General features: G+C 66.5%; 14 protein-coding genes. 10 read left to right on the forward strand and 4 right to left on the reverse strand.

Translation table 11 applies throughout. The features are described 5' to 3' along the window. The first annotated feature begins 4 nt into the window (after positions 1 to 4). The 4 genes from ACWV8V_RS04565 to ACWV8V_RS04580 all read left to right on the forward strand — a co-directional run bounded on the left by ACWV8V_RS04565 (position 5) and on the right by ACWV8V_RS04580 (position 4,510). Positions 5 to 1,603: a calcineurin-like phosphoesterase C-terminal domain-containing protein gene (locus ACWV8V_RS04565; RefSeq protein ID WP_259261011.1), complete on the forward strand. Its 1,599-nt coding sequence runs from the start codon at positions 5 to 7 to the stop codon at positions 1,601 to 1,603. Between the two features lie 145 nt (positions 1,604 to 1,748). Then, on the forward strand, positions 1,749 to 2,750 hold the full coding sequence (locus ACWV8V_RS04570; protein WP_455899049.1) for a glucokinase: 1,002 nt from the start codon (positions 1,749 to 1,751) through the stop codon (positions 2,748 to 2,750). A 33-nt stretch (positions 2,751 to 2,783) separates the two neighbouring features. Continuing rightward, on the forward strand, positions 2,784 to 3,782 hold the full coding sequence (locus ACWV8V_RS04575) for a N(4)-(beta-N-acetylglucosaminyl)-L-asparaginase (RefSeq protein WP_455899050.1): 999 nt from the start codon (positions 2,784 to 2,786) through the stop codon (positions 3,780 to 3,782). Beyond that, positions 3,779 to 4,510 (forward strand): copper homeostasis protein CutC, encoded by a 732-nt coding sequence (locus ACWV8V_RS04580; protein ID WP_455899051.1) that lies wholly within the window; start codon positions 3,779 to 3,781, stop codon positions 4,508 to 4,510. Before ACWV8V_RS04575 ends, ACWV8V_RS04580 begins: the two co-directional genes overlap by 4 nt. A gap of 284 nt (positions 4,511 to 4,794) precedes the next feature. On the opposite strand, the gene ACWV8V_RS04585 is transcribed toward ACWV8V_RS04580, so the two are convergent. Then, a complete protein-coding gene (locus ACWV8V_RS04585; protein WP_455899052.1) occupies positions 4,795 to 7,860 on the reverse strand; it encodes a TonB-dependent receptor in 3,066 nt (1,021 codons plus the stop codon). A gap of 568 nt (positions 7,861 to 8,428) precedes the next feature. On the opposite strand from ACWV8V_RS04585, the gene ACWV8V_RS04590 reads away from it, so the two are divergent. The 6 genes from ACWV8V_RS04590 to ACWV8V_RS04615 all read left to right on the forward strand — a co-directional run bounded on the left by ACWV8V_RS04590 (position 8,429) and on the right by ACWV8V_RS04615 (position 18,297). Beyond that, complete coding sequence (locus ACWV8V_RS04590; RefSeq protein WP_455899053.1) at positions 8,429 to 10,915, forward strand: GH92 family glycosyl hydrolase; 2,487 nt, start codon at positions 8,429 to 8,431, stop codon at positions 10,913 to 10,915. A 58-nt stretch (positions 10,916 to 10,973) separates the two neighbouring features. After that, positions 10,974 to 12,017, forward strand: coding sequence for a LacI family DNA-binding transcriptional regulator (locus ACWV8V_RS04595; RefSeq protein WP_123729126.1), 1,044 nt, complete (start codon positions 10,974 to 10,976; stop codon positions 12,015 to 12,017). A 44-nt stretch (positions 12,018 to 12,061) separates the two neighbouring features. Next, positions 12,062 to 13,372 (forward strand): L-fucose:H+ symporter permease, encoded by a 1,311-nt coding sequence (fucP, locus tag ACWV8V_RS04600; RefSeq protein ID WP_259261006.1) that lies wholly within the window; start codon positions 12,062 to 12,064, stop codon positions 13,370 to 13,372. Positions 13,373 to 13,379: 7 nt separating this feature from the next. Then, the gene (locus ACWV8V_RS04605; protein ID WP_455899054.1) at positions 13,380 to 14,375 is read left to right on the forward strand and encodes a carbohydrate kinase family protein; all 996 of its coding nucleotides are present in this window, start codon (positions 13,380 to 13,382) and stop codon (positions 14,373 to 14,375) included. Beyond that, the gene (locus ACWV8V_RS04610) at positions 14,372 to 15,565 is read left to right on the forward strand and encodes an AGE family epimerase/isomerase (protein ID WP_455899055.1); all 1,194 of its coding nucleotides are present in this window, start codon (positions 14,372 to 14,374) and stop codon (positions 15,563 to 15,565) included. The genes ACWV8V_RS04605 and ACWV8V_RS04610 overlap by 4 nt, the downstream gene beginning before the upstream one ends. Before the next feature lie 89 nt (positions 15,566 to 15,654). Then, complete coding sequence (locus tag ACWV8V_RS04615; protein WP_455899056.1) at positions 15,655 to 18,297, forward strand: beta-mannosidase; 2,643 nt, start codon at positions 15,655 to 15,657, stop codon at positions 18,295 to 18,297. Between the two features lie 117 nt (positions 18,298 to 18,414). Here the strand turns inward: ACWV8V_RS04615 and mtnC are convergent, their stop codons facing one another. The 3 genes from mtnC to ACWV8V_RS04630 form a co-directional block, all read right to left on the reverse strand. Next, complete coding sequence (gene mtnC, locus ACWV8V_RS04620; protein ID WP_455899057.1) at positions 18,415 to 19,113, reverse strand: acireductone synthase; 699 nt, start codon at positions 19,111 to 19,113, stop codon at positions 18,415 to 18,417. Positions 19,114 to 19,116: 3 nt separating this feature from the next. Then, positions 19,117 to 19,680 carry a 1,2-dihydroxy-3-keto-5-methylthiopentene dioxygenase gene (locus ACWV8V_RS04625; protein WP_259260997.1) on the reverse strand — a complete coding sequence of 188 codons (564 nt, stop codon included), beginning with the start codon at positions 19,678 to 19,680 and terminating at the stop codon, positions 19,117 to 19,119. A gap of 117 nt (positions 19,681 to 19,797) precedes the next feature. Continuing rightward, positions 19,798 to 20,439 (reverse strand): methylthioribulose 1-phosphate dehydratase, encoded by a 642-nt coding sequence (locus ACWV8V_RS04630; protein ID WP_123729133.1) that lies wholly within the window; start codon positions 20,437 to 20,439, stop codon positions 19,798 to 19,800. Between the last annotated feature and the right edge of the window lie 213 nt (positions 20,440 to 20,652).

The following is a 20,652-nucleotide window of genomic DNA, read 5'->3' on the forward strand; positions in this document are numbered from 1 at the left end:
CCCGATGACCCGTACTGCCGCCTGGCTGGCTTGCCTGCTGTTGATGACTTCGCCTGCCTGGGCTGCTGAAACGACCGTCACCGGCAAGGTGTATCAGGAGCGCGACGGCAAGCCCGGGCGCGGCCCGACCGATCCCGGCTTGGCCGGTGTGCAGGTCTCCAACGGGGAAACGATCGTGCGCACCGCCGCCGATGGCAGCTACAGCCTGCCGGTGCGCGAGGGCCAGACCGTGTTCGTGATCAAGCCGGACGAGTACCGCTTCCCGGCCGCCGCCAACGGGCTGCCTTCCTACTGGCGCCACTACGCGCCGCAGGGTTCGCCCAAGCTGAAGTACGACGGCATCCGCGCCACCGGCGGCGCCACCCGCAACTGGGATTTCGCGCTGGAACCGGCCAAGGGCACCGATGCGGCACGCAACGGTTTCGAGATGCTGGTGTTCAGTGACTCGCAGACCGCCAGCCGCCAGGACATCGGTTATTACCAGCGCGCCATCGTCGAGCCGATCATCGGCAAGCACCCGGCGCGGCTGGGCACTACCCTGGGCGATATCGTCAACGACGACCTGAGCCTGTACCCGGACATCAACAAGGTCACCGCGCAGCTGCAGGTGCCATGGTTCCATGTGCCGGGCAACCACGATCTGGACATGGACGCCGGCAACGACGCGCACTCGCTGGACAGCTGGCGCGCCGTGTACGGCCCGGATACCTATGCGGTGGAAGAGGGCGGGGCGAGCTTCGTGTTCCTCGATGACGTGGTCTACGATCCCAAGGCCAAGCCGAGCTACGTCGGCGGTCTGCGCGCGGACCAGTTCACCTTCCTGGCCAACTACCTGAAGGGCCTGCAGCGTGATCGCTTGATCGTGCTCGGCATGCACATTCCGCTGTTCGATGCTGCACCGGGCCGGGAGACGTTCCGTCATGCGGATCGCGCGCGCCTGTTCGCGCTGCTCAAGGAGTTCCCGAACGTGCTGGTGCTCAGCGGCCACAGCCACACCCAGCAGCACTACTACCACGGTGCGGCCGAAGGCTGGCAGGGCAGCAAGCCGCTGCACGAGTACAACGTGGGCGCGGCGTGCGGGGCGTTCTGGTCGGGGGTGAAGGACAGCAACGGCATTCCCGATGCGACCATGAGCGATGGCACCCCGAACGGCTATGCGGTGCTGTCGGTCAAGCCCGGTGGTGACTACGGCCTGCGCTACTATGTGGCGCGCGCGCCGGACGACTACCAGATCGCCCTGCATGCGCCGAAGGTGCTGCGCCAGGGGGCCTACCCGGCATGGGGCGTGTACGCCAACGTGTTCATGGGCCAGGCCGATTCGCTGGTGGAGTACCGCGTGGACGACGGTGCCTGGCAGCCGATGAAGCGTGTCGAGCAGCCGGACCCGCGCCTGCTGCAGGAGAACGTCGCCGATGACACCGCCGAGCGCCTGCGCGGTTTCGACCGCTCGCCGGAAGCCACGCCGTCGCCGCACCTGTGGCGCGGCGCGCTGCCGACCAACCTGCCGGTAGGCGAGCACAAGGTGGAGGTGCGTGCCGTGCAGGGCGATGGTCCGACCGCCACGGCCAGCACCAGCTACCGCCTGCAGACCGCCAAGCCCTGATCTGCCTGCGCGCCCTTCAGTACGCCACTGTATGGCGGGCGCGGCTTTGCAATCCCCCGGTGATGCCTGAGAATCGCCGGGATTCAATTGATTCAATCAAGGCAAGCGAGTGAGCGCAGCGGTACCGGTTCCGGCCCAACCTGAGATGTCGCCCATTGCGGCCCACCGGGATACTGAGAAAGAAACGCTGATCGTGGCGGATGTGGGCGGTACCTTCGCCCGCGTTGCCCTGGCCACCGTGCGCACCGGCACCGCGCCGACGTTGCATGGCCTGCGCCGCTACGCCTGCGCCGACCATGTCAGCCTTGCCGCGATTCTGGCCGATTTCGTGAGCACGCTGCCTGCGCCGCCGACCGCGGCGGTGGTCGCGATCGCCGGCCTGCTGGACGGCGACCATCTGGTCAACACCAATCTGCCGTGGCCGGTGTCGGTGGCGCGGACCCGTCATGATTCGGGTCTGGCGTCGCTGGCGCTGATCAACGATTTCGAAGCGGTCGCCTATGCGATTCCGCATGTTGCGCCGGACACGCTGGTGGCCCTCAACGGGGACGCCGATGCTACCCCGCGCTGGCCGGCGCTGGTGCTGGGCCCGGGCACCGGCCTGGGAGCGGCCCTGCGCTTTGAAGGTGGCGAGCGGCCGGTGCTGGCCAGCGAAGCCGGCCATGCGGCGTTGACCGCCTGCAACCCCTTGGAGCTGGACGTGCTGTCACGCCTGCTGCAGCGCTGGGAGCACGTGGACAATGAGCGCGTGCTGTCCGGCGGCGGCCTGATGAACCTCTATCCCTGCCTGTGCGACATCCGTGGCGTCACGCCGCGCTGGACCAGCACCGAAGCCTTGATCGCGGCCGCGCATGAGGGCGGCGATCCGGTGGCGGTGGAGACGCTGGACGTGTTCTGTGCCTGGCTTGGCAGTCTGGCCGGCGATCTGGCCACGACCTTCGGCGCGCGCTCGGTCTATCTGGCCGGCGGCATCTCCACGCGCGTGGACCGCTTCCTGCGCGACGGCCGCTTCCGCGAGCGCTTCCTGGCCAAGGGGGTGATGCGCGACGTGCTGCGCCAGGTGCCGATCTGGCGCGTGGACCATGGTGAGCTCGGCGTGCTTGGGGCAGCGGTCTGGCATGTGGAGCAGCGCCGGTCCGCTGCGTAGTTCCTTCGTTGTTGATTCTCTGGAGGTGCACCGATGAATGATCGCAGACGATTCCTTCAGGCGAGCGCGTTGGCCGCCGGTGCGCTGGCATTGCCAACGCTGCAGGCACGGAGCGCATCCGGTGCACGGGTCGTGTCCACCTGGGATTTCGGCGTGGGTGCCAACCAGGTCGCGTGGAAGACCCTGTCGGCCGGTGGCTCCGCGCTTGACGCGGTCGAGGCCGGTGCGCGCTGGGCCGAGAGTGATCTATGCAATCCCACGGTCGGGCGCTGCGGCAATCCGGACCGTGATGGCGTGCTGAGCCTGGATGCCAGCATCATGGACGGCGATGGCCGCTGTGGGTCGGTGGCCGCACTGAGCGATATCGCGCATCCGGTCTCGGTGGCGCGACGGGTGATGGAAAAGACCCCGCACGTGATGCTGGTCGGGGAGGGCGCGCAGCAGTTCGCGGTGCAGCAGGGCTTCGAACGCAGGAAGCTGCTTACCCCGGAAGCTGAAAAAGCCTGGCGCGAGTGGCTCAAGACCGCGCAGTACACGCCCGAGATCAATGCCGAACGGCGCAGCCGCCCCGGCGACAGCAGTAACCACGACACACTGGGCATGCTCGCCATCGATGCGCAGGGGCGCCTGGCGGGTGCCTGCACTACCAGTGGCATGGCCTGGAAGATGCACGGCCGCGTTGGCGACAGCCCGATCATCGGGGCCGGCCTGTACGTTGACAACGAGGTCGGGGCGGCCACCGCCTCGGGTGTCGGCGAGGAAATGATCCGCAACGCGGCTTCCTTCCTGGTGGTCGAACTGATGCGGCAGGGCCGCTCACCTGCCGACGCCTGCCGCGAGGCGATCGCCCGGGTGGTGCGCAAGCGTCCGGAAGCAAGCAAGACCCTGCAGGTGTGTTTCCTCGCGTTGAACAAGCACGGTGAGGTCGGCGCCTACGCGCTGCATCGCGGCTTCGTCTACGCGGTCTGCGACACCGACCGGCAGGATGATCTGCGTGATTCCGCCTCGGTCTATACGAGCGAGCAGACGTGAGCGCGCCGCGCCGGGTGCTGGAGATCGCGTCGAATTCGGTGGCCTCCGCGTTGGCCGCCCAGCAGGGGGGCGCGGACCGGATCGAACTGTTCGACAACCTGGCCGAGGGCGGCACCACCCCGTCGCAGGGCAGCATCGCGGTCGCTCGGGACCGCGTGCAGATTCCGTTGTTCGTGCTGATCCGGCCGCGACCGGGCGATTTCCTTTACACCGGACTCGAGGCCGAGATCATGCTGCGCGACATCGCGCACTGCCGTGCGCTCGGCTGCGACGGCGTGGTGATCGGCGCTCTGGATGCCGACGGTGGCATCGACGTTACGTTGTGCCGTGAACTGGTGTCCGCCGCAGGCCCGCTGGGCATCACCTTCCATCGCGCGTTCGATGCCGCACGTGATCTGCCGGTGGCGCTGGAGCAGATCGTGACGCTGGGGTGCCAGCGCATCCTGAGTTCGGGCGGGCAGGCCAGTGCGCTGGCCGGTGCCGATGTTCTGGCCGCCCTGGTGGCCCAGGCAGGCGATCGGATCTCGATGATGGCCGGTGCGGGAATCACCCCGGCGAACGTCGTGGAGATCGCCGAACGCAGTGGGTGCGTCGAACTGCACGCCTCGGCAAAGGCGACGCAGCGGTCGGCAATGCGCCACCACAATCCCGCCCTGATGGGACTGTCGCCGGACTGGACCGCCACCGACGTGGCGCAGGTCAACGCACTGCGCGCGGCGCTGGGATAACGGGGACGGGGGTAGTTAATCCGTGACGCACAACCACGATTAACTACCCCCGTCCCCGTTAAACGCGCCCTGATGGGACTGTCACCGGACTGGACCGCCACCGACGTGGCGCAGGTCAACGCACTGCGCGCGGCGCTGGGATAACGGGGACGGGGGTAGTTAATCCGTGACGCACAACCACGATTAACTACCCCCGTCCCCGTTAAAAGAAACGGCAGCCGCCTGTAGAAGCGCAGCTGCCGTGGAGGAGCATTGCCCCGCCCGGAGGCGGGGACGGGTGAGGCTTAGAACTTCCAGTTCACGCCGAAGTACAGCTGGCGGCCGGCATAGATGTTGGACAGCAGGCGGGCCTGGCTGTCATTGCCGATGTAGCTCTGCAGCTCGGACTTGGTGGCGTTGAGCACCGAGGCGGTCACCGTCCAGTCCGGGGTGATGTTGTAGGCCACGTTGAGGTCGAGCTGGTCGTACGGCTTGGTGTAGGTGGTCAGGCCGTTGTTCAGGCCACCGACCACTTCGCCACGGCGGTTGTACGAGGCACGGGCCAGGATCTTGTCGTTCTCGTAGAAGACCGTGACGTTGGCCTGGTTCTTGGCGCTGCCGACCAGCGGCGAGGCACCGATCTCTTCGCCATCCAGCACGATCGAGGCGAGGTTGGTGTCGTTGTAGGTGTAGTTGGCCTGGACACCAAAGCCCATGTCGAACGTGTACTGACCGTACACCTCCACGCCCTGCGAAACGCCATCGCGACCGTTGGCTTCCGTGGCGTACTTCTGCACGGTGACCGTCTGGCCGCCGACCGTCATCTGCTGATCGCGCACCACCGGCACCGTGAAGTTGTCCACGTTCTTGCGGAACAGGGCCACGCCCGCGGCGGAGCCCGGCTTGAAGTACCACTCCAGGCCCAGGTCGAACTGGACGGCTTCGAACGGTTCCAGGTTTTTGTTGCTGCCCGAGCCGTACCAGCCGGGGGTGTCGGTACCGCCGGCGACACGGCGGTCGTTGCTGTATTCCTCGCTGATGTAGCTCAGGCCACCCGGGTAGGCGATGCTGGTGTAGCCCGGACGTGCGATCACCTTCGACGCCGCGCCGCGCAGCACCAGGCTGTCGGTGATGTCCCAGGCGATGTTGAAGCTGGGCAGGACGTCCGTATAGGTCTTGTCCAGCGAGCTGAGGGTGTACACCTTGTCGCGGACCTGGTTGTCCGGCAGGCGCACGAAGCCGCCTTGGCAGCGCAGGGTCGGATCGGCCGCCGGATCATCGCAGCTCATCGGCGAGCCGTTGGCGTTGTCCACGAAGTAGTCGTTGAAGCGCTCCACCGAATCGCTGGACTGGGCGAACTGCTGCGTGCGCACCACGCGCACCCCGACGTTGCCGCGGACGCGCTCGGTCCGGAAGTTGGCCTGGAAGTACCCGGAGTAGATCTTCTCGTTGACGTCGTAGACGAAGTCTTCCTCGGTCCGGTTGTGCGAGCCGCCGTAGGTCTGGTTGAGGTAGTTGATGTAGGCCGGGTAGTTGACGCCCGGGAACACGTTGGCATTGAAGCCGCCGGCGATGTTGCTGATCGGGCTGGACAGGAAGAAGCCCGGCTGGGCATCACCGGCGGTGGAATCGCAGCCGGCCTGGTAACGGTTGTTATCGTAGTCGGCCGGATCCAGGCCCTGACAGACCCAGTAGGTGTTGCCGGTGTTGCGGTGGACCTTGCCGTCACGGTACTTGGTGCCGAACTGGATCGAGTCCAGCCAGCCGGCTTCGAACAGCTTGGTGAAGTCGGCCTGGAAGTAGTTCTGTTCAACTTCGGTCTGCATCCACGACGAGTCGGTCGAGCCGGTGTCGACTTCGGCAATGCCGGCCATCAACTGGTCCTGCAGGTCCGGCGAGAACTGCACCGACGGCGTGCCGGTCAGGTCCCACGCGGTGTACTGGTTACCCGACAGATAGTCCGGGCCGACCTTGCGGCGCGGCTTGGCCGACATCCGGAAGTTCATCGACGGGCCACCTTCGGACCACGTACGTCCACCGGTGAACGAGGCCTTCCACAGCGGGCTGATGTCCCACTCGACGGCCAGATCGGCGGTCTGGGAAAGCGCTTTTTCCTTGCTGTAGCCGCCGGTCAGCTGCGGGGTGGGCAGGGTGCAGTCGTCCGGACCCCAGCCGCCCGGCGCAAGGCCGGCTGCTGCGGCCTGTTCTTCGCTGCAGATGTAGGCCTTGCCCGGCAGCTTCTCGAACTGCGCGCCGGTCACGATGGTGCCGCTGGGATCGAAATCGAGCCCGTTGAGGAGTCGGCCGCCGGCCCAGTTACCGTCGCCGTTGAAGCGCGCCATGCTCCACTCCGGCACCTTGAGCATGTTCTGGGTGTAATCACCCTGCAGCTCGAAGCGGAAGTAGTTGGCGGTCAGGGTCAGGTTGTCCAGCGGCTTGAACTGGAAGGTCAGCTGCCCACCCTTGCGTTCGCGCTTTTCTTCCTTCACCGCGAAGTTGACCGAGGTCGGCATGAAGAAGTCGCTGTAGTTGCCGCCGGTCTGGTTGTTGAAACCGGACTGCCCCCACCAGTAGTGGATGCCATCCTGCGCCAGGACGTTGCCGTTGGCATCGCGCGCGTCGCCGGCGCCATACCACTGATAATCCTCGGTACTGGCTTCCATGGTGCGGCTGGTGCGCTTCTGCTGCGTCACGCCCACCAGGACGCCAAAGCGCTCATCCTTGCTGTGCCAGGAGTACAGCGCCGAGGCCTGCGGGTCGATGTCGTGGCTGGTATCCGACGAGGTGCCTTCCAGGTTCACGTAACCCGAGTTGGCTTCCATATCGAGCGGACGACGGGTATGCAGAATCACCGTGCCGCCGATGCCGCCTTCGTCGATGCGCGCTTCGGGAGATTTGAACAGCTCCGCACTGGACAGCATGTTCGACGGCAGCAGGGTGTAATTGAACGAACGCGACGCCTCGTTGTTGGTTTCCGAGGTGGCAACGTAATTGCCGTTCAACTGGGTGAGGGTGAGGTCGGGCGCAAGACCACGCACGCTGACGCTCTTGCCTTCGCCGCCGCTGCGCGTGATCACCACGCCGGGCACGCGCTGCAGCGCATCGGCGACGTTCTTGTCGGGGAACTTGCCCACGTCCTCGGCGGTGATCACTTCGACCACGGCGTTCGCATCGCGCTTCTGCTGAAGGCTCTTTTCGATGGCGTAGCGGTAGCCGGTGACGGTCACGCTGTCGAGCGTGGTTGCATCAGGGGTGCCGGTCGCCGGGCTGGCCTGCTGCGCGAAGGCGCTGGCCGGCACAACAGCGGTGGCCAAGGCACTGGCAATGGCCGCGGACAACCTGACGCGGCGGTGCATGCGTGACATCTTCATTCCACTCTCTCCCTCTCCTGGATTGACACGGTGGCGATACGAATTCTTTGAATCGATCTAATGTTGAAGGCGAATCATCTCGGGCGTCGAGTTGCCTGGCGCGTCCCGCATGCATCGCGTGGGGCAGTCCCCCGGCTCCCCACTTCCGGCAATCGTGACCGTTTTAAGTTGGATCGATCTAAACGATTGGCGGCGAATTTTTAACACGACCGGGGCCGGGAAGCATGCTGCTCCGCAATATGGACCAGGAGCGACCGTCCGCAGGGCGTGCGCGCCGACCCAGCGAATCGGGGGATTCCCTCTAAGCCACGCAGGCAAGCACCTGCTGCGGCCGTTTCCTGCGCAGCTTGGCGGGCGATAGGGGTTCTGCGCTGCGCGGCGCGCGGCGCGCGGGGGCGGAAGCCGCGTGCATGTTGCAGCGCAGAATGCATCCCGCGAAATCTCCGTGCTTTACTTAAATCGATCTAAATTCACCGGGGTGTGGATTGGGTCGCCCAGTGCAAGGAGCCGCCGGTCCCCGTCGCCGTTGGTTCTCGCTGCCGCCACGTCCGACAAGGAGCCCGTGTCCGTGACCCGCTTTTCCCACCATGTTGCTGTTGTTGCTACTGCCGGCGCTCGTCCGGTCCGCCGCCGCCCGCTCGCTGGTCTGGCCTGCCTGCTGGCGCTGAGCTGTGCACCGCTGGTGCTGCAGGCTGCGCCCGCCGCGCTGGAGCGCGAGGTCAACACCTTCATCGGCAGCAAGGATGATGGCAATACGTTCCCGGGCGCCTCGGCCCCGTTTGGTCTGATCCAGGTCAGCCCGATCGGCGAGCACTACGCCGGCTGGCGCTACGACGACCCCAAGATCCGCGGTTTCGGGCATTCGTTCCTGTCCGGTGCCGGCTGCTGGGAGCAGGGCGGCCAGGTCTCGGTCCTGCCGGTGACCGGCAGCATCGGCCCGGGTGGCGATTTCAATACCGACGATGCCAAGAGCTTCGACCATAAACGCTACGCCTCCAGTTACACCCACGACGGCGAAGTGGGGCAGGCCGGGTACTACAAGGTGCGCCTGACCAACTACGGCGGCATCGATGCCGAGGCCACCGCGCGGACCCGCGCGGCCGCCGAGCGCTACACCTTTGCCGCCGATGCCGGCACCGGCCACGTGCTGGTCAACCTTGGCCAGGCCAACGAGCGCCATTCGGTGATCGGCAGCGTGGTCGACGTGGTCGGCGACCGTGCCGTCGAGGGCAAGCTGGTCACCAGGAGTTTCTGCGGTGGGCATCAGTACACCACCTGGTTCCGCATCGAGTTCGACCGCCCGTTCAAGGCGTTCGGGACCTGGGGCGAGGGCGGTGGCCTGCCCGGTGCACGCCACGGCATGGAAGGCGAGCTCAAGCCCAGCGGTGCCTGGCTCAGCTTCGATCTGGCCAAGGGCCGCGCGGTGACCGCCGTCAGCGCGATTTCGCACGTGGATGCCGAAGGCGCGCGCGCCAACCTGCGCAGCGATGGCATGCAGGGTGATCGCCTGCTCGGCTTCGATCAGATGCGCCAGATGGCGCAGCAGCAGTGGCGCAAGGAACTGGCGGCCGTGCGCGTGCAGGGCGGCAGCAATGACGACCGCACCGTGCTGTACACCGCGCTGTACCACGCGCTGCTGCAGCCGCTGACCGGCAGCGATGCCGACGGTCGTTACCGTGGCTATGACGACAACATCCATCGCGCCGATGGCTGGACCTATTACGAGTACTTCTCGCTGTGGGATACCTACCGTGCGCAGAACCAGTGGCTGGCGCTGACCAAGCCGGAGGTCGCGCGTGACATCGGCCGCACGCTGCTGGCCATTGAAGCCCAGGGCGGCTGGCTGCCGCGCTGGGGCTATGCCAACTTCGAAACCAACATCATGACGGGTGATCCGGTCACGCCGTTCCTGGTGGACCTGTGGCGTTTCGGCGCACTGGCCGGCCGTGAGGGTGAGGCCTACACCGCGCTGCGCAAGAACGCATTCGAAGTGCCGCCGATGAACTCGCGTCATGCCGGCCGTTCGGGCAACCCGAACTACCTGGCCAACGGCTACGTGCAGTACGACCGCGCCTTCCCCTCCAAGGGCATGGATGTGGATCCGCACCACGGGGGCTCGGCAACGCTCGAATACGCCTTGGCCGACTGCGCGCTGGCGCAGATGGCCGATGGCCTCGGCCATGCCACCGATGCCGGCGTGCTGCGTGAGCGTGGCCGCAACTGGCACAAGGTGTGGGATCCGTCGGTGCGTGACGAGGAGGGCGACTTCAACGGTTTCCCGCGGCCGCGCATGGAGGATGGTGCGTGGTACCTGCCGGCCGATGGCAAGTACAGCCCGCGCTCACACCACGGGTTCCATGAAGGCACCGCATGGCAGTACCAGTGGCTGGCGCAGCAGGACGTGCCGGGCCTGGTCCAGGCCATGCATGGCCGCGAACAGACCGCGCGCCGCCTGGATACCTTCTTCGCTTACGACGCCCTCGTGACATCGCCGCTGACCGCCGCCCGCAAGGAATGGGTGGTCGGGCCGTACAGCTATTACAACCAGTTCCGCTACAACCCCAACAACGAGCCGGACCTGCACGCACCGTGGATGTATACGCTGATCGGCCAGCCGTGGAAGACCGCCACCGTGGTGCGCGCCGCGCAGCAGCTGTTCACCAACGCACCCAATGGCGTCACCGGCAACGATGACCTGGGCACGATGTCGGCCTGGTACCTGTTCAGTGCACTGGGCCTGTACCCGGCGGTGCCGGGCAGCGGCGAGTTCCTGCTGCACACGCCGCGCTTCGCCCGTGCCGAGATCGATCTGGGCCAGGGTAAAACGTTGACCTTGAAGGCGCCGGGCGCGGATGGCCGCCAGCTGCAGTATGTGCAGAATGTCCAGGTCGATGGCCGCGCGCATGCGCCGGTGTGGCTGGACTGGGCCCAGCTGCAGCGCGGTGGCACCATCGCCTTCGCCTTGGGCGGCACCGCGCCGGAGAACGGCTGGGGTACCCAGGCCGAGGCGCTGCCGGCCTCGTTCTGCGCCACCCCGGGCGCGGTACTGGAATGAGCAGCAGGTCAGCGCGATCGTTTAGGCTTGCACCTTGCTTGAGGAACCCGACGACCCGATGAACGACAAGGCCACCCCTGCCGGCAAAGGTACGCGCGCGGTCACCGTGACCGACATCGCCGAAGCGATCGGCGTGTCGCGCGCGACCGTGTCGCTGGTGCTGCGCGGCAGCCCCTTGGTCAACGTCGACACCCGGGCCAAGGTGGAAGCCGAACTGCGGCGCCAGCGGTATGTGTACAACCGCGGCGCGGCCAACCTGCGCCGGCGGACGTCCTCCAGCGTGGCGCTGGTGATCAATGATCTGTCCAACCCGTTCTTCGCCGAATTCGCCTCCGGGGTGGATGAAGCGCTGGGCGGCAAGGGCTTCGTGACCCTGCTCGGCAGCACCGGCGAATCGCCGGAGCGGCAGCAGGCCGTGCTGGCCACGCTGATGGAGCACATGCCGGCCGGGCTGATCCTGTCGCCGGCCGAAGGCAGCGATGCGGGGCAGCTGCGCCAGGTGCTTGGGCATGCCAACGTGCTGCTGTTCAATCGCGAACTGCCCGGCGCCGAATGGGATTTCCTGACGCTGGACAACCAGCAGGGTGCCTACCTGGCGACGCGCCATCTGATCGAGCAGGGCCACCGCCGTATCGCATTCTATGGGGGTCATGCCGTGTCCAGCTCGTGCCATCAGCGCCGTACCGGTTATGCGCAGGCGCTGGTGGAGGCGGGCATGCCGGTGCAGCCGGAGTGGCTGATCGAGACCTCGCCCAGCCGCCTGGATGCGGCCGCACGCACCGGTGAGCTGTTCGCGCTGGGTGCGGTGCCGACCGCAGCGGTCTGCTACAACGACAGCGTCGCGCTGGGCCTGATGCTGGGCCTGGCCTCGCGCGGGGTGCAGCCGGGCCGCGACTTCGCGGTGACCGGTTTCGATGATATTTCCGAGGCCTCCGTGGCATCGCCGCCGCTGACCACGCTGACCGTCAATCCGCGCGAGCGCGGGCGGCAGGCCGCGGAGCTGCTTCTGCAGCGACTCGATCACCCGGAGGCGGCGGCACAGCGTACTGTTGCACCGGTCCAACTCCGTATCCGCGAAAGCAGCGGCAGCACTGTCGCCTGATTCCGCCCCTTTTCACCTGCTCGCGCAATGAGGCGCGTACTTGAATGCCCATTTCCCCAACGCCCCGTCTCCCGTCCTCATCCTCCGCTGCGCCCGTGGTGAACACGCGTGTCGCGCTGGCCGTGGCGACCACGATCTTCTTCATGTGGGGCTTCCTCACCTGCCTCAATGACATCCTGATCCCGCATCTGAAGGCGGTGTTCGACCTGACCTACGCCCGCGCGATGCTGGTGCAGTTCACCTTCTTCGGCGCGTACTTCCTGATGTCGGTGCCGGCCAGTCGGCTGGTTGCACGGCTGGGGTACAAGAACGGCATCGTGGCCGGTCTTGCCATCGCCGCAGTGGGCGCGCTCGGCTTCTGGCCGGCGGCCGAACTGCGGGTGTATGAAGCCTTCCTGGGCGCGCTGTTCGTGCTGGCCACGGGCATCACCGTGCTGCAGGTGGCGGCCAATCCGTATGTCGCCCTGCTGGGCCCGGAGCAGACGGCTTCCAGCCGCCTGACGCTGGCGCAGGCCTTGAACTCGCTGGGCACCGCGATTGCGCCGATCTTCGGCGGGCTGCTCATCCTGGGCAACACCGTCAAGAGTGCGGACGAGATCAATGTGCTGCCGATGGCCGAACAGCTGGCCTATCGCACCCAGGAAGCCCAGTCGGTGCAGGGCCCGTATGTCGGCCTGGCGATCGCGCTGGTCCTGCTTGCCGTGTTCGTCTATCTGTTCCGCCTGCCGGCACTGAATGAGACGACCGAGCAGAACGGTGGCGACAAGCACACCTTGATGGAGGCGCTGCGTCACCGCCACGTCCGCTTCGGCGTGCTCGGCATCTTCTTCTACGTGGGTGCGGAAGTGGCGGTAGGCAGCGTGCTGGTGAACTACTTGTCGCTGCCGAACATCGGCGGCTTCAGCGAACAGCAGGCCACGCATTACGTCTCGGCGTACTGGACGATGGCGATGATCGGCCGCTTTGCCGGTTCGGCCATCATGACCCGCTTCTCGCCGCGCCTGCTGCTGACCCTGTTCGCGAGCATGAACGTGGCGCTGCTGGCCCTGACCATGCTGACCCAGGGCCAGGTGGCGCTGTACTCGGTGGTGGCGATCGGCCTGTTCAACTCGATCATGTTCCCGACGATCTTCGCGCTGAGCATCGAACGTCTGGGCACGCTGACCACCAAGGCCTCGAGCCTGCTGATCATGGCGATTGTCGGCGGGGCGCTGATCCCGGTCCTGCAGGGCAAGCTGGCCGACCATATCGGCCTGCAGCCGTCCTTCATCCTGCCGCTGCTGTGCTACGGCTACATCATCTTCTACGGCCTGTGGGGTTCGCGCCCGGCCGCTGGAATCCGCCAGGGAAATTGAGGCCAAGATGTCCAAGATTGTCTGTTTCGGCGAGATTTTGATCGATCTACTTGCCCAACCTCCGGCGTCTCCCGATACCCCGCGCGCCTTCCTGCAGTACGCCGGCGGCGCGCCTGCCAACGTGGCCGTGGCGGCCGCACGCCTGGGCGCGGACACGCATTTCGCTGGCATGCTGGGCAAGGACATGTTCGGCGACTTCCTCGCCGAGAGCCTGGCCAATGCCGGCGTGGCGACCGATTGCATCGTGCGCACGGATGAAGCCAAGACCGCGCTGGCGTTCGTCGCACTCGATGCCAGTGGCGAGCGCAGCTTCAGCTTCTACCGCCCGCCGGCGGCCGATCTGCTGTTCCGTAGCGCGCATTTCCACCCGAACTGCTTCGAGGGCACGCGCAGCTTCCATGTGTGCTCCAACAGCCTGACCGAGGCCGAGATCGCGCAGGCCACGCTGGAGGGCATGCGCCGCGCCCGGCAGGCCGGCGCGATGGTCAGCCTCGACCTCAACCTGCGCCCGGCGCTGTGGCCGACCGGTGTCGACCCGCTGCCGCGCCTGTGGGAAGCGCTGTCGCTGGCCGACCTGGTCAAGCTGTCGCGCGAGGAACTGGAGTATCTGGCGGCCTCGGTGCCCGGTGGCGACGCTGCGGTGGTCGAGCGCCTGCTCGGCGCGCAGGCGCAGGCGGTGGTGATCACCGATGGCGCCGCGCCGATCCGCTGGCACACCCGCCACGGCAACGGCGTACTCACGGGCTTCCAGGTGACGACGGTGGATTCCACCGCGGCCGGCGATGCGTTCGTGGGCGGCCTGCTGTTCGGCATCGGCGAACGCGACGGTGACGGCACGGCGTTCCCCGCGTTCTGCGCCGAACAGACCGGTCTGCTCGAGGCGATCCACTTCGGCGCGGCTGTCGGTGCCCTGGCGGTCACCCGCAAGGGGGCGTTCGCCGCGATGCCCAGTCTTGGGGAAGTCCAGCAACTGCTGCAGCAACAACAGGAAACCGCCGCATGAGCACCACCACCGCATCCCAGCCCGATTTCCGTTCGCCGGATTTCCTGCGCGCCCATATCGCGCGGACGATGGCGTTCTATCAGCCGCATGAAATCGACCCCAAGGGCGGCTTCTTCCATTACTACCGTGACGATGGCAGCGTGTACGACGCCAGCCACCGTCATCTGGTCAGCAGCACGCGTTTCGTGTTCAACCACGCGATGGCCTACCGCGAGTTCGGCAAGCCCGAGGATCTGGCGGCGGTCGAACACGGCGTGCGTTACCTGCGCGACGTGCATCGCAACCCGGCCACCGGCGGCTACGCCTGGACCCTGCGTGACGGTGTGGTCGAAGATGCAACCAACCACTGCTATGGCGTCGCGTTCGTGCTGCTGGCCTACAGCTGCGCGCTGAAGGCTGGCATTGCCGAGGCGCGTTCGTGGATGGACGAGACCTGGCAGCTGCTGGAAACGCGCTTCTGGGAACCGGCGTTCGGCCTGTACAAGGACGAAGCCGATGCCGACTGGACCTTCAGCGACTACCGCGGCCAGAACGCCAACATGCACATGTGCGAGGCGATGCTGGCCGCGTTCGAGGCCAGTGGCGAGCAGCGCTATCTTGATCGTGCGCTGCTGCTGGCCGACCACATGACCCGCCGCCAGGCCGCGCAGGGCGATGGCCTGGTGTGGGAGCACTACGACACCCGCTGGCAGATCGACTGGGACTACAACCGCGACAACCCCAAGCACCTGTTCCGCCCCTGGGGCTTCCAGCCAGGGCATCAGACCGAGTGGGCCAAGCTGCTGCTGATCCTGGATCGCCATGTACAGGCCGACTGGCTGGTGCCGACCGCGCGGCATCTGTTCGATGTGGCAGTGGCGCGCAGCTGGGACGCCGAGCGTGGCGGGCTGTACTACGGCTTCGCGCCGGATGGCAGCGTCTGCGATGACGACAAGTATTTCTGGGTGCAGGCCGAGTCACTGGCGACCGCCGCACTGCTGGCCAAGCGCACCGGCGATGCCGTGTACTGGGACTGGTACGACCGCCTGTGGGCGTATGCGTGGGCGCATATGGTCGATCACCAGTACGGCGCGTGGTTCCGCATCCTGGATGCGGACAACCGCAAGTACAGCGATGAAAAGAGCCCGGCCGGCAAGACCGATTACCACACCATGGGCGCCTGCTACGAAGTGCTCAACGTCGTGCGTTGAATCCGGCAGAGTCGACCGCTGGTCGGCTGCCCTGAAACCCCGGTAGAGCCGACCGTTGGTCGGCTGCTCCCACAGCCAGGCAGGTCCCCATGCGCGCGCACAGCCGTCTCCATGTCGTTGCACCGGCCTGCTGGCTGTTGCTGGTCCTGCTGGCAGCATGGGCACTGCCCGTGGCAGCCGCCCCGCTGGCGGCCGAGTGGTCATTGCGCCTGTTGCCCGGCGATGCCCAGCTTCGTGCCCACCCGCAGCTGGCGCAGTGGCGTGCCGCGCAGGTGCCCGGCGCGGTGCATACCGATCTGCTGGCGCAGGGGCTGATTGCCGATCCGTATGTGGGCGCGCCGGAAGCGGGCCTGCAGTGGATCGGTCTGGCCGACTGGGAATATCGCGCACGGTTCGATGTGGACGCGGCCACGCTGGCGCGCGCGCATGCCGAGCTGGCCTTCGAAGGGCTGGACACGTTCGCCACCGTCACGCTCAACGGCCAGCCCCTCCTGCAGGCCAACAACAGTCACCGCACCTGGCGTGCGCGGGTGGATGGCCGGTTGCGGCCCCGCGGCAATGAACTCCGGATCGTGCTGCGTTCGCCGATCCGCACCCTGCTGCCGGACGTGCAGGCGATGCCGCACAAGATCGCCGGCAACTACCCCTCGCCCTATGGCGATGAGCCCAACGACGCGATGGTCGGCAATTTCGTGCGCAAGCCGGGCTATCACTTCGGCTGGGATTGGGGCCCGCGGTACGTGACGGCCGGCATCTGGCGGCCGGTGAAGCTCGAGAGCTGGGACGCGCAGCGCTTGACCGCGATGGCGGTGCAGACCCGTGCGCTGGATGCGACCCGGGCGGATCTGGAGATTGCCGTTGAGATCGAGAGTGCGGCGGTCGGCAGCGCTACGGTGCGGATCGAGGTGCTGGACCCGGACGGCAGGCGCGTGGCGCGCATCGACCGCAAGGCGATGCTCCAGGCCGGTGACAACCGCATCGCGGTGCCGGTGGTGCTGCACCAGCCGCGGCGTTGGTGGCCGGCCGGGCAGGGCGAGCAGGCGCGCTATACCGTGCGTGCCACCTTGGCCCCCGGCACGGTTGCCGCAACCCACATCGAGCAACGCACCGGCCTGCGCACCGTCGAGCTGCGCCGCGAAGCGGACCGCAACGGCGGGCAGGGCTTCGCGTTCGTGATCAACGGCGTGCCGATCTTCGCCAAGGGTGCCAATGTGATTCCGTTCGACATGTTCCCGGCGCGTGTGGACGCGGCGCGGATCCGGCGCGAGCTGACCGCAGCGCGCGATGCCAACATGAACATGCTGCGCAACTGGGGCGGTGGCTATTACGAAGACGATGTGTTCTTCGATATCGCCGACGAGCTGGGGCTGCTGGTCTGGCAGGACTTCATGTTCGGTGGCGGCATGCAGCCCGGCTACGATCCCGCGTTCCGCGCGAACGTCGTGCATGAGGCGCGCGACAATGTGCGCCGTCTGCGCCATCACCCCAGCGTGGTGCTGTGGTGTGGCAACAACGAAGAAGAGACCGCATGGAAGGACTGGGGCCATGGCCGTGACCTGACCGCTGCCGATCCTGCCTTCGCTGCCAAGGTCTGGCAGGGCTATGTGGACCTGTTCGGCAACGATCTGCGCCAGGTGGTGGCCGAGGAAGGGCTGGGCGTGCCGTACTGGTCGAGTTCGCCGAGCAACGACCTGGATGAGAAGGCCAACGATTCCACCCGCGGCGACAAGCACTACTGGCAGGTGTGGGGTAATCCGGCGCTGCCGGTGACCGCCTACCTGCGCGAGACGCCGCGCTTCATGTCCGAATACGGGCTGCAGGCCTGGCCGGTGCTGCGCACGCTGGACGGCATCATTCCCGTCGCCGAGCAGCACATGGACAGCCCGACGGTGCGCGCGCACCAGAAGTTCATGGCCGGCGAGGGCAACCAGCGCCTGCTCAAGTACATCGAAGAGGAGTACGGTACGCCGCGTGACTTCCCCACGTTCGTTTACCTGAGCCAGGTGATGCAGGCCGATGGCATCCAGCTTGCCGCGCTCCATCACCGGGCCTCGCGGCCGTACACGATGGGCTCGTTGTACTGGCAGCTCAACGATGTGTGGCCGGGGGCGTCGTGGTCGAGCATTGATTACGCCGGGCGCTGGAAAGCGCTGCATTTCCACGCCAAGCGCTTCTTCGCCGACCACGCGGTGGCGGCACTGCGCGATGAAGGGGTGACCCGGGTGAGCCTGCTCAATGATCGTCAGCAGGGCCTGCAGGCCACGTGGCGGCTGCGGGTGATCGACCTCGATGGCACCCAGCGCAGCGAGCAACGGCACACCGTGGCAGTGCCACCGCTGTCAGCGTTGGAGGTAGGGCAGTTCGCCGATGCCGACCTGTTGAAAGGCGCTGATCCTGCGCGGACCGTGGCGGTGGTGGAGTTGTTCGATGGTGCGACGCTGTTGTCGCAGCAGGTGGTGTACTTCGTACCGGCCAAAGCGTTGGCGCTGTCACCGGCGAAGATCGACAGTGCGCTGCGCACCGATGGCGACGGCTATCTGCTGACGCTGCGCTCGCCCACTTTGGTGCGGGCGCTGTGGATCGACTTCGATGGGCTGGACGCCGCGTTGGAAGACAATGCGCTGGACCTGGTGCCGGGTGAAACGGTGACGATCCGGCTAACGTCGGCCGCGGATCTGGCGACACTGCGCAGCGCGTTGCGCCTGCACTCCTTGGCAGATATCCGGAGGTAGGGCCACGCCCTGCGTGGCTGGCGTGGCACCCGAATCGCGCGAAAGGCATCCACGCATGGCGTGGATCCACCTTGAATCACGAGCGCAAAGGATCCACGCGTGGCGTGGATCCACCGGTTACAGCGTGATCTGCTGGAAGTTCTCGACGCGGTCGTGGCCATGGGTGGCCTCACCGCTGCGCGGCAGCGGGTAATCTTCAAGACGATCCAGCAGACGGGTCTGCAGGCCGGCCTCGCGGGCCGCGTCCAGCTCTTCGACCACATCGGACAGGAACAGAATCTGCGCGGCCGGCACATCGATCGCCTCGACGATATGGCGGTAGCTGTCCGCCTCACGCTTGCCGCCGACTTCGGTGTCGAACCAGCCCGAGATCAGCCCGGTCAGGTCACCGGCTTCGCTGAAGCCGAAGAACAGCTTCTGCGACGGCACCGAGCCGGAGGAATACACGTACAGCGGCTTGCCCTCGGCATGCCAGCCCTTCAGTACGGCGGCCACTTCCGGATAGAAGTGCGCCTTGTAATCGCCGTTGCGGTAGCCGGCTTCCCAGATCATGCCCTGCAGCGCCTTGAGCGCGGTGTGCTTGCGGTCCTGGTCGATCCAGCCCTGCAGCGTCTCCACGATCAGGCTGTCCTGGCAGGCGCCACCGATCTCCACCGCCACCGCGTCCAGCCAGCGGCGCACCTGCGGCTCCTGGCCATGCGCGGCGACGAACGCCGGCAGCGCCTTGCGCGCATACGGGAACAGCACGTTCTTGACGAACGAAATGCTGCTGGTGGTGCCCTCGATATCGGTGAGGATGACGGTCGGTTGCGGCATGGATCAGTCGGCCTGGTGCTGTGCGGGGTGGTAACGCGGGAAGGTCTGGGCGATGTCGCTGCCGGTGAAATGGCCGACCCAGCCGTCCGGCTCGGTGAAGAAGCGGATCGCCACGAAACTCGGTTCCTCGCCCATGTCGAACCAATGGGTGATGCCATCGGGCACGGCGATCAGGTCGTTCTTGACGCACTCGATCTCGTAGACCTTGCCGTCCACGTGCAGGGTGAACAGGCCCGACCCGGCGACGAAGAAGCGGACCTCGTCTTCCTTGTGGAAGTGCTCGTCCAGGAACTTCCTGCGCAGCTCGGCGCGGTTCGGGTTGTCCGGCGCGATCGAGGCGACGTCCACGCTTTTGAAGCCGTGCGTGGCGACCAGACGGTCGATATCGACCTTGTAGGCGGCGAAGACCTCGTCCTGGCTGGCGCCCGGCGCGACCTCGTGGGCCGCCTGCCAGCGCTCGAACGTGACGCCGATCGGCTTCAGCTCGGCGGCGATTGCCTCGCCATCCCGGCTGTCGAACAGCGGGACATCCGGGGCGGTGTCATCAAAGATACGGAGTCGGCTCATGGCGGCGGCATCGAGGCGAAGAGGGGAAGGAAAGGGTACCAGTGCGGCGCCGGGGTGGGGGCGACGCACTGATGCCGATGCGCGAAATACAGATTCTCTTCAGGAATCTGAGCGCGATCAGCCGCGCAGCTTGCGCAGTTCCAGCTCACAGTGGAGCAGGAACTCGAAGGCTTCCATGTGGCGGCGCGCCTCGGCCATGGTGCGGCCCCAGGCGTACAGGCCGTGGCCGTCGATCAGATAGCCCCACAGCGGCTGGGTGTCGAGCAGGGCATCGACCTGTGCCGAGAGCACGTCCATGTCCTGGGTATTGGCGAACACCGGCACGTCGACCGCCATTTCGTGCGTGCTGTTGCCGTGGAAGGCCTTCAGCAGCTCGTAACCCTCCAGGCGGATATGGCCCTGCGGCGCATACAGGCGCGAGGCGATGGTCTGCACCGGTGAATGGGTGTGCAGCACGCAGCCGATCTCCGGGAACCGGCGGTACAGCTGGGTGTGCAGCAGCGTCTCGGCGGACGGGCGCAGCGGGCGGCCGACGGCCTGGCCGTCGAAATCCACCACCATGATGTCGTCCTCCACCAGCCGGCCCTTGTCCTTGCCGGACACGGTGATCGCCGCGTGGCGGTCATCCAGGCGATGTGAGAAGTTGCTGCTGGTGGCCGGGGTCCAGCCGGCGTGGGCCAGCTCACGGACGTTGTCGATCAGCAGCTGGGCCAGTTCGCTCAGGCGCGCGGTGTCGTACGGGAAGGTGGGGGTGTTCATGCCGGTCATTTTAGCTAGGTCAAACGCTAAAAGCAGGTTTGTCGACTGGGCCGGACGGGCTGGGGTTTGCGGGGGACGCCGCAAGTACGTCAAACCCCACCCCGTCCGTCCTTCCACACAGTGAGCAGCCCGCTGGCACGAAGCCGGAGCCGGAGCCGAACCGGAAGTCGAAGGCCGAGTATTCGGCGTTGCATTTGACGTGGGCACCGTCAC

The sequence above is a fragment of the Stenotrophomonas sp. Ker107b genome (genome assembly GCF_053847245.1).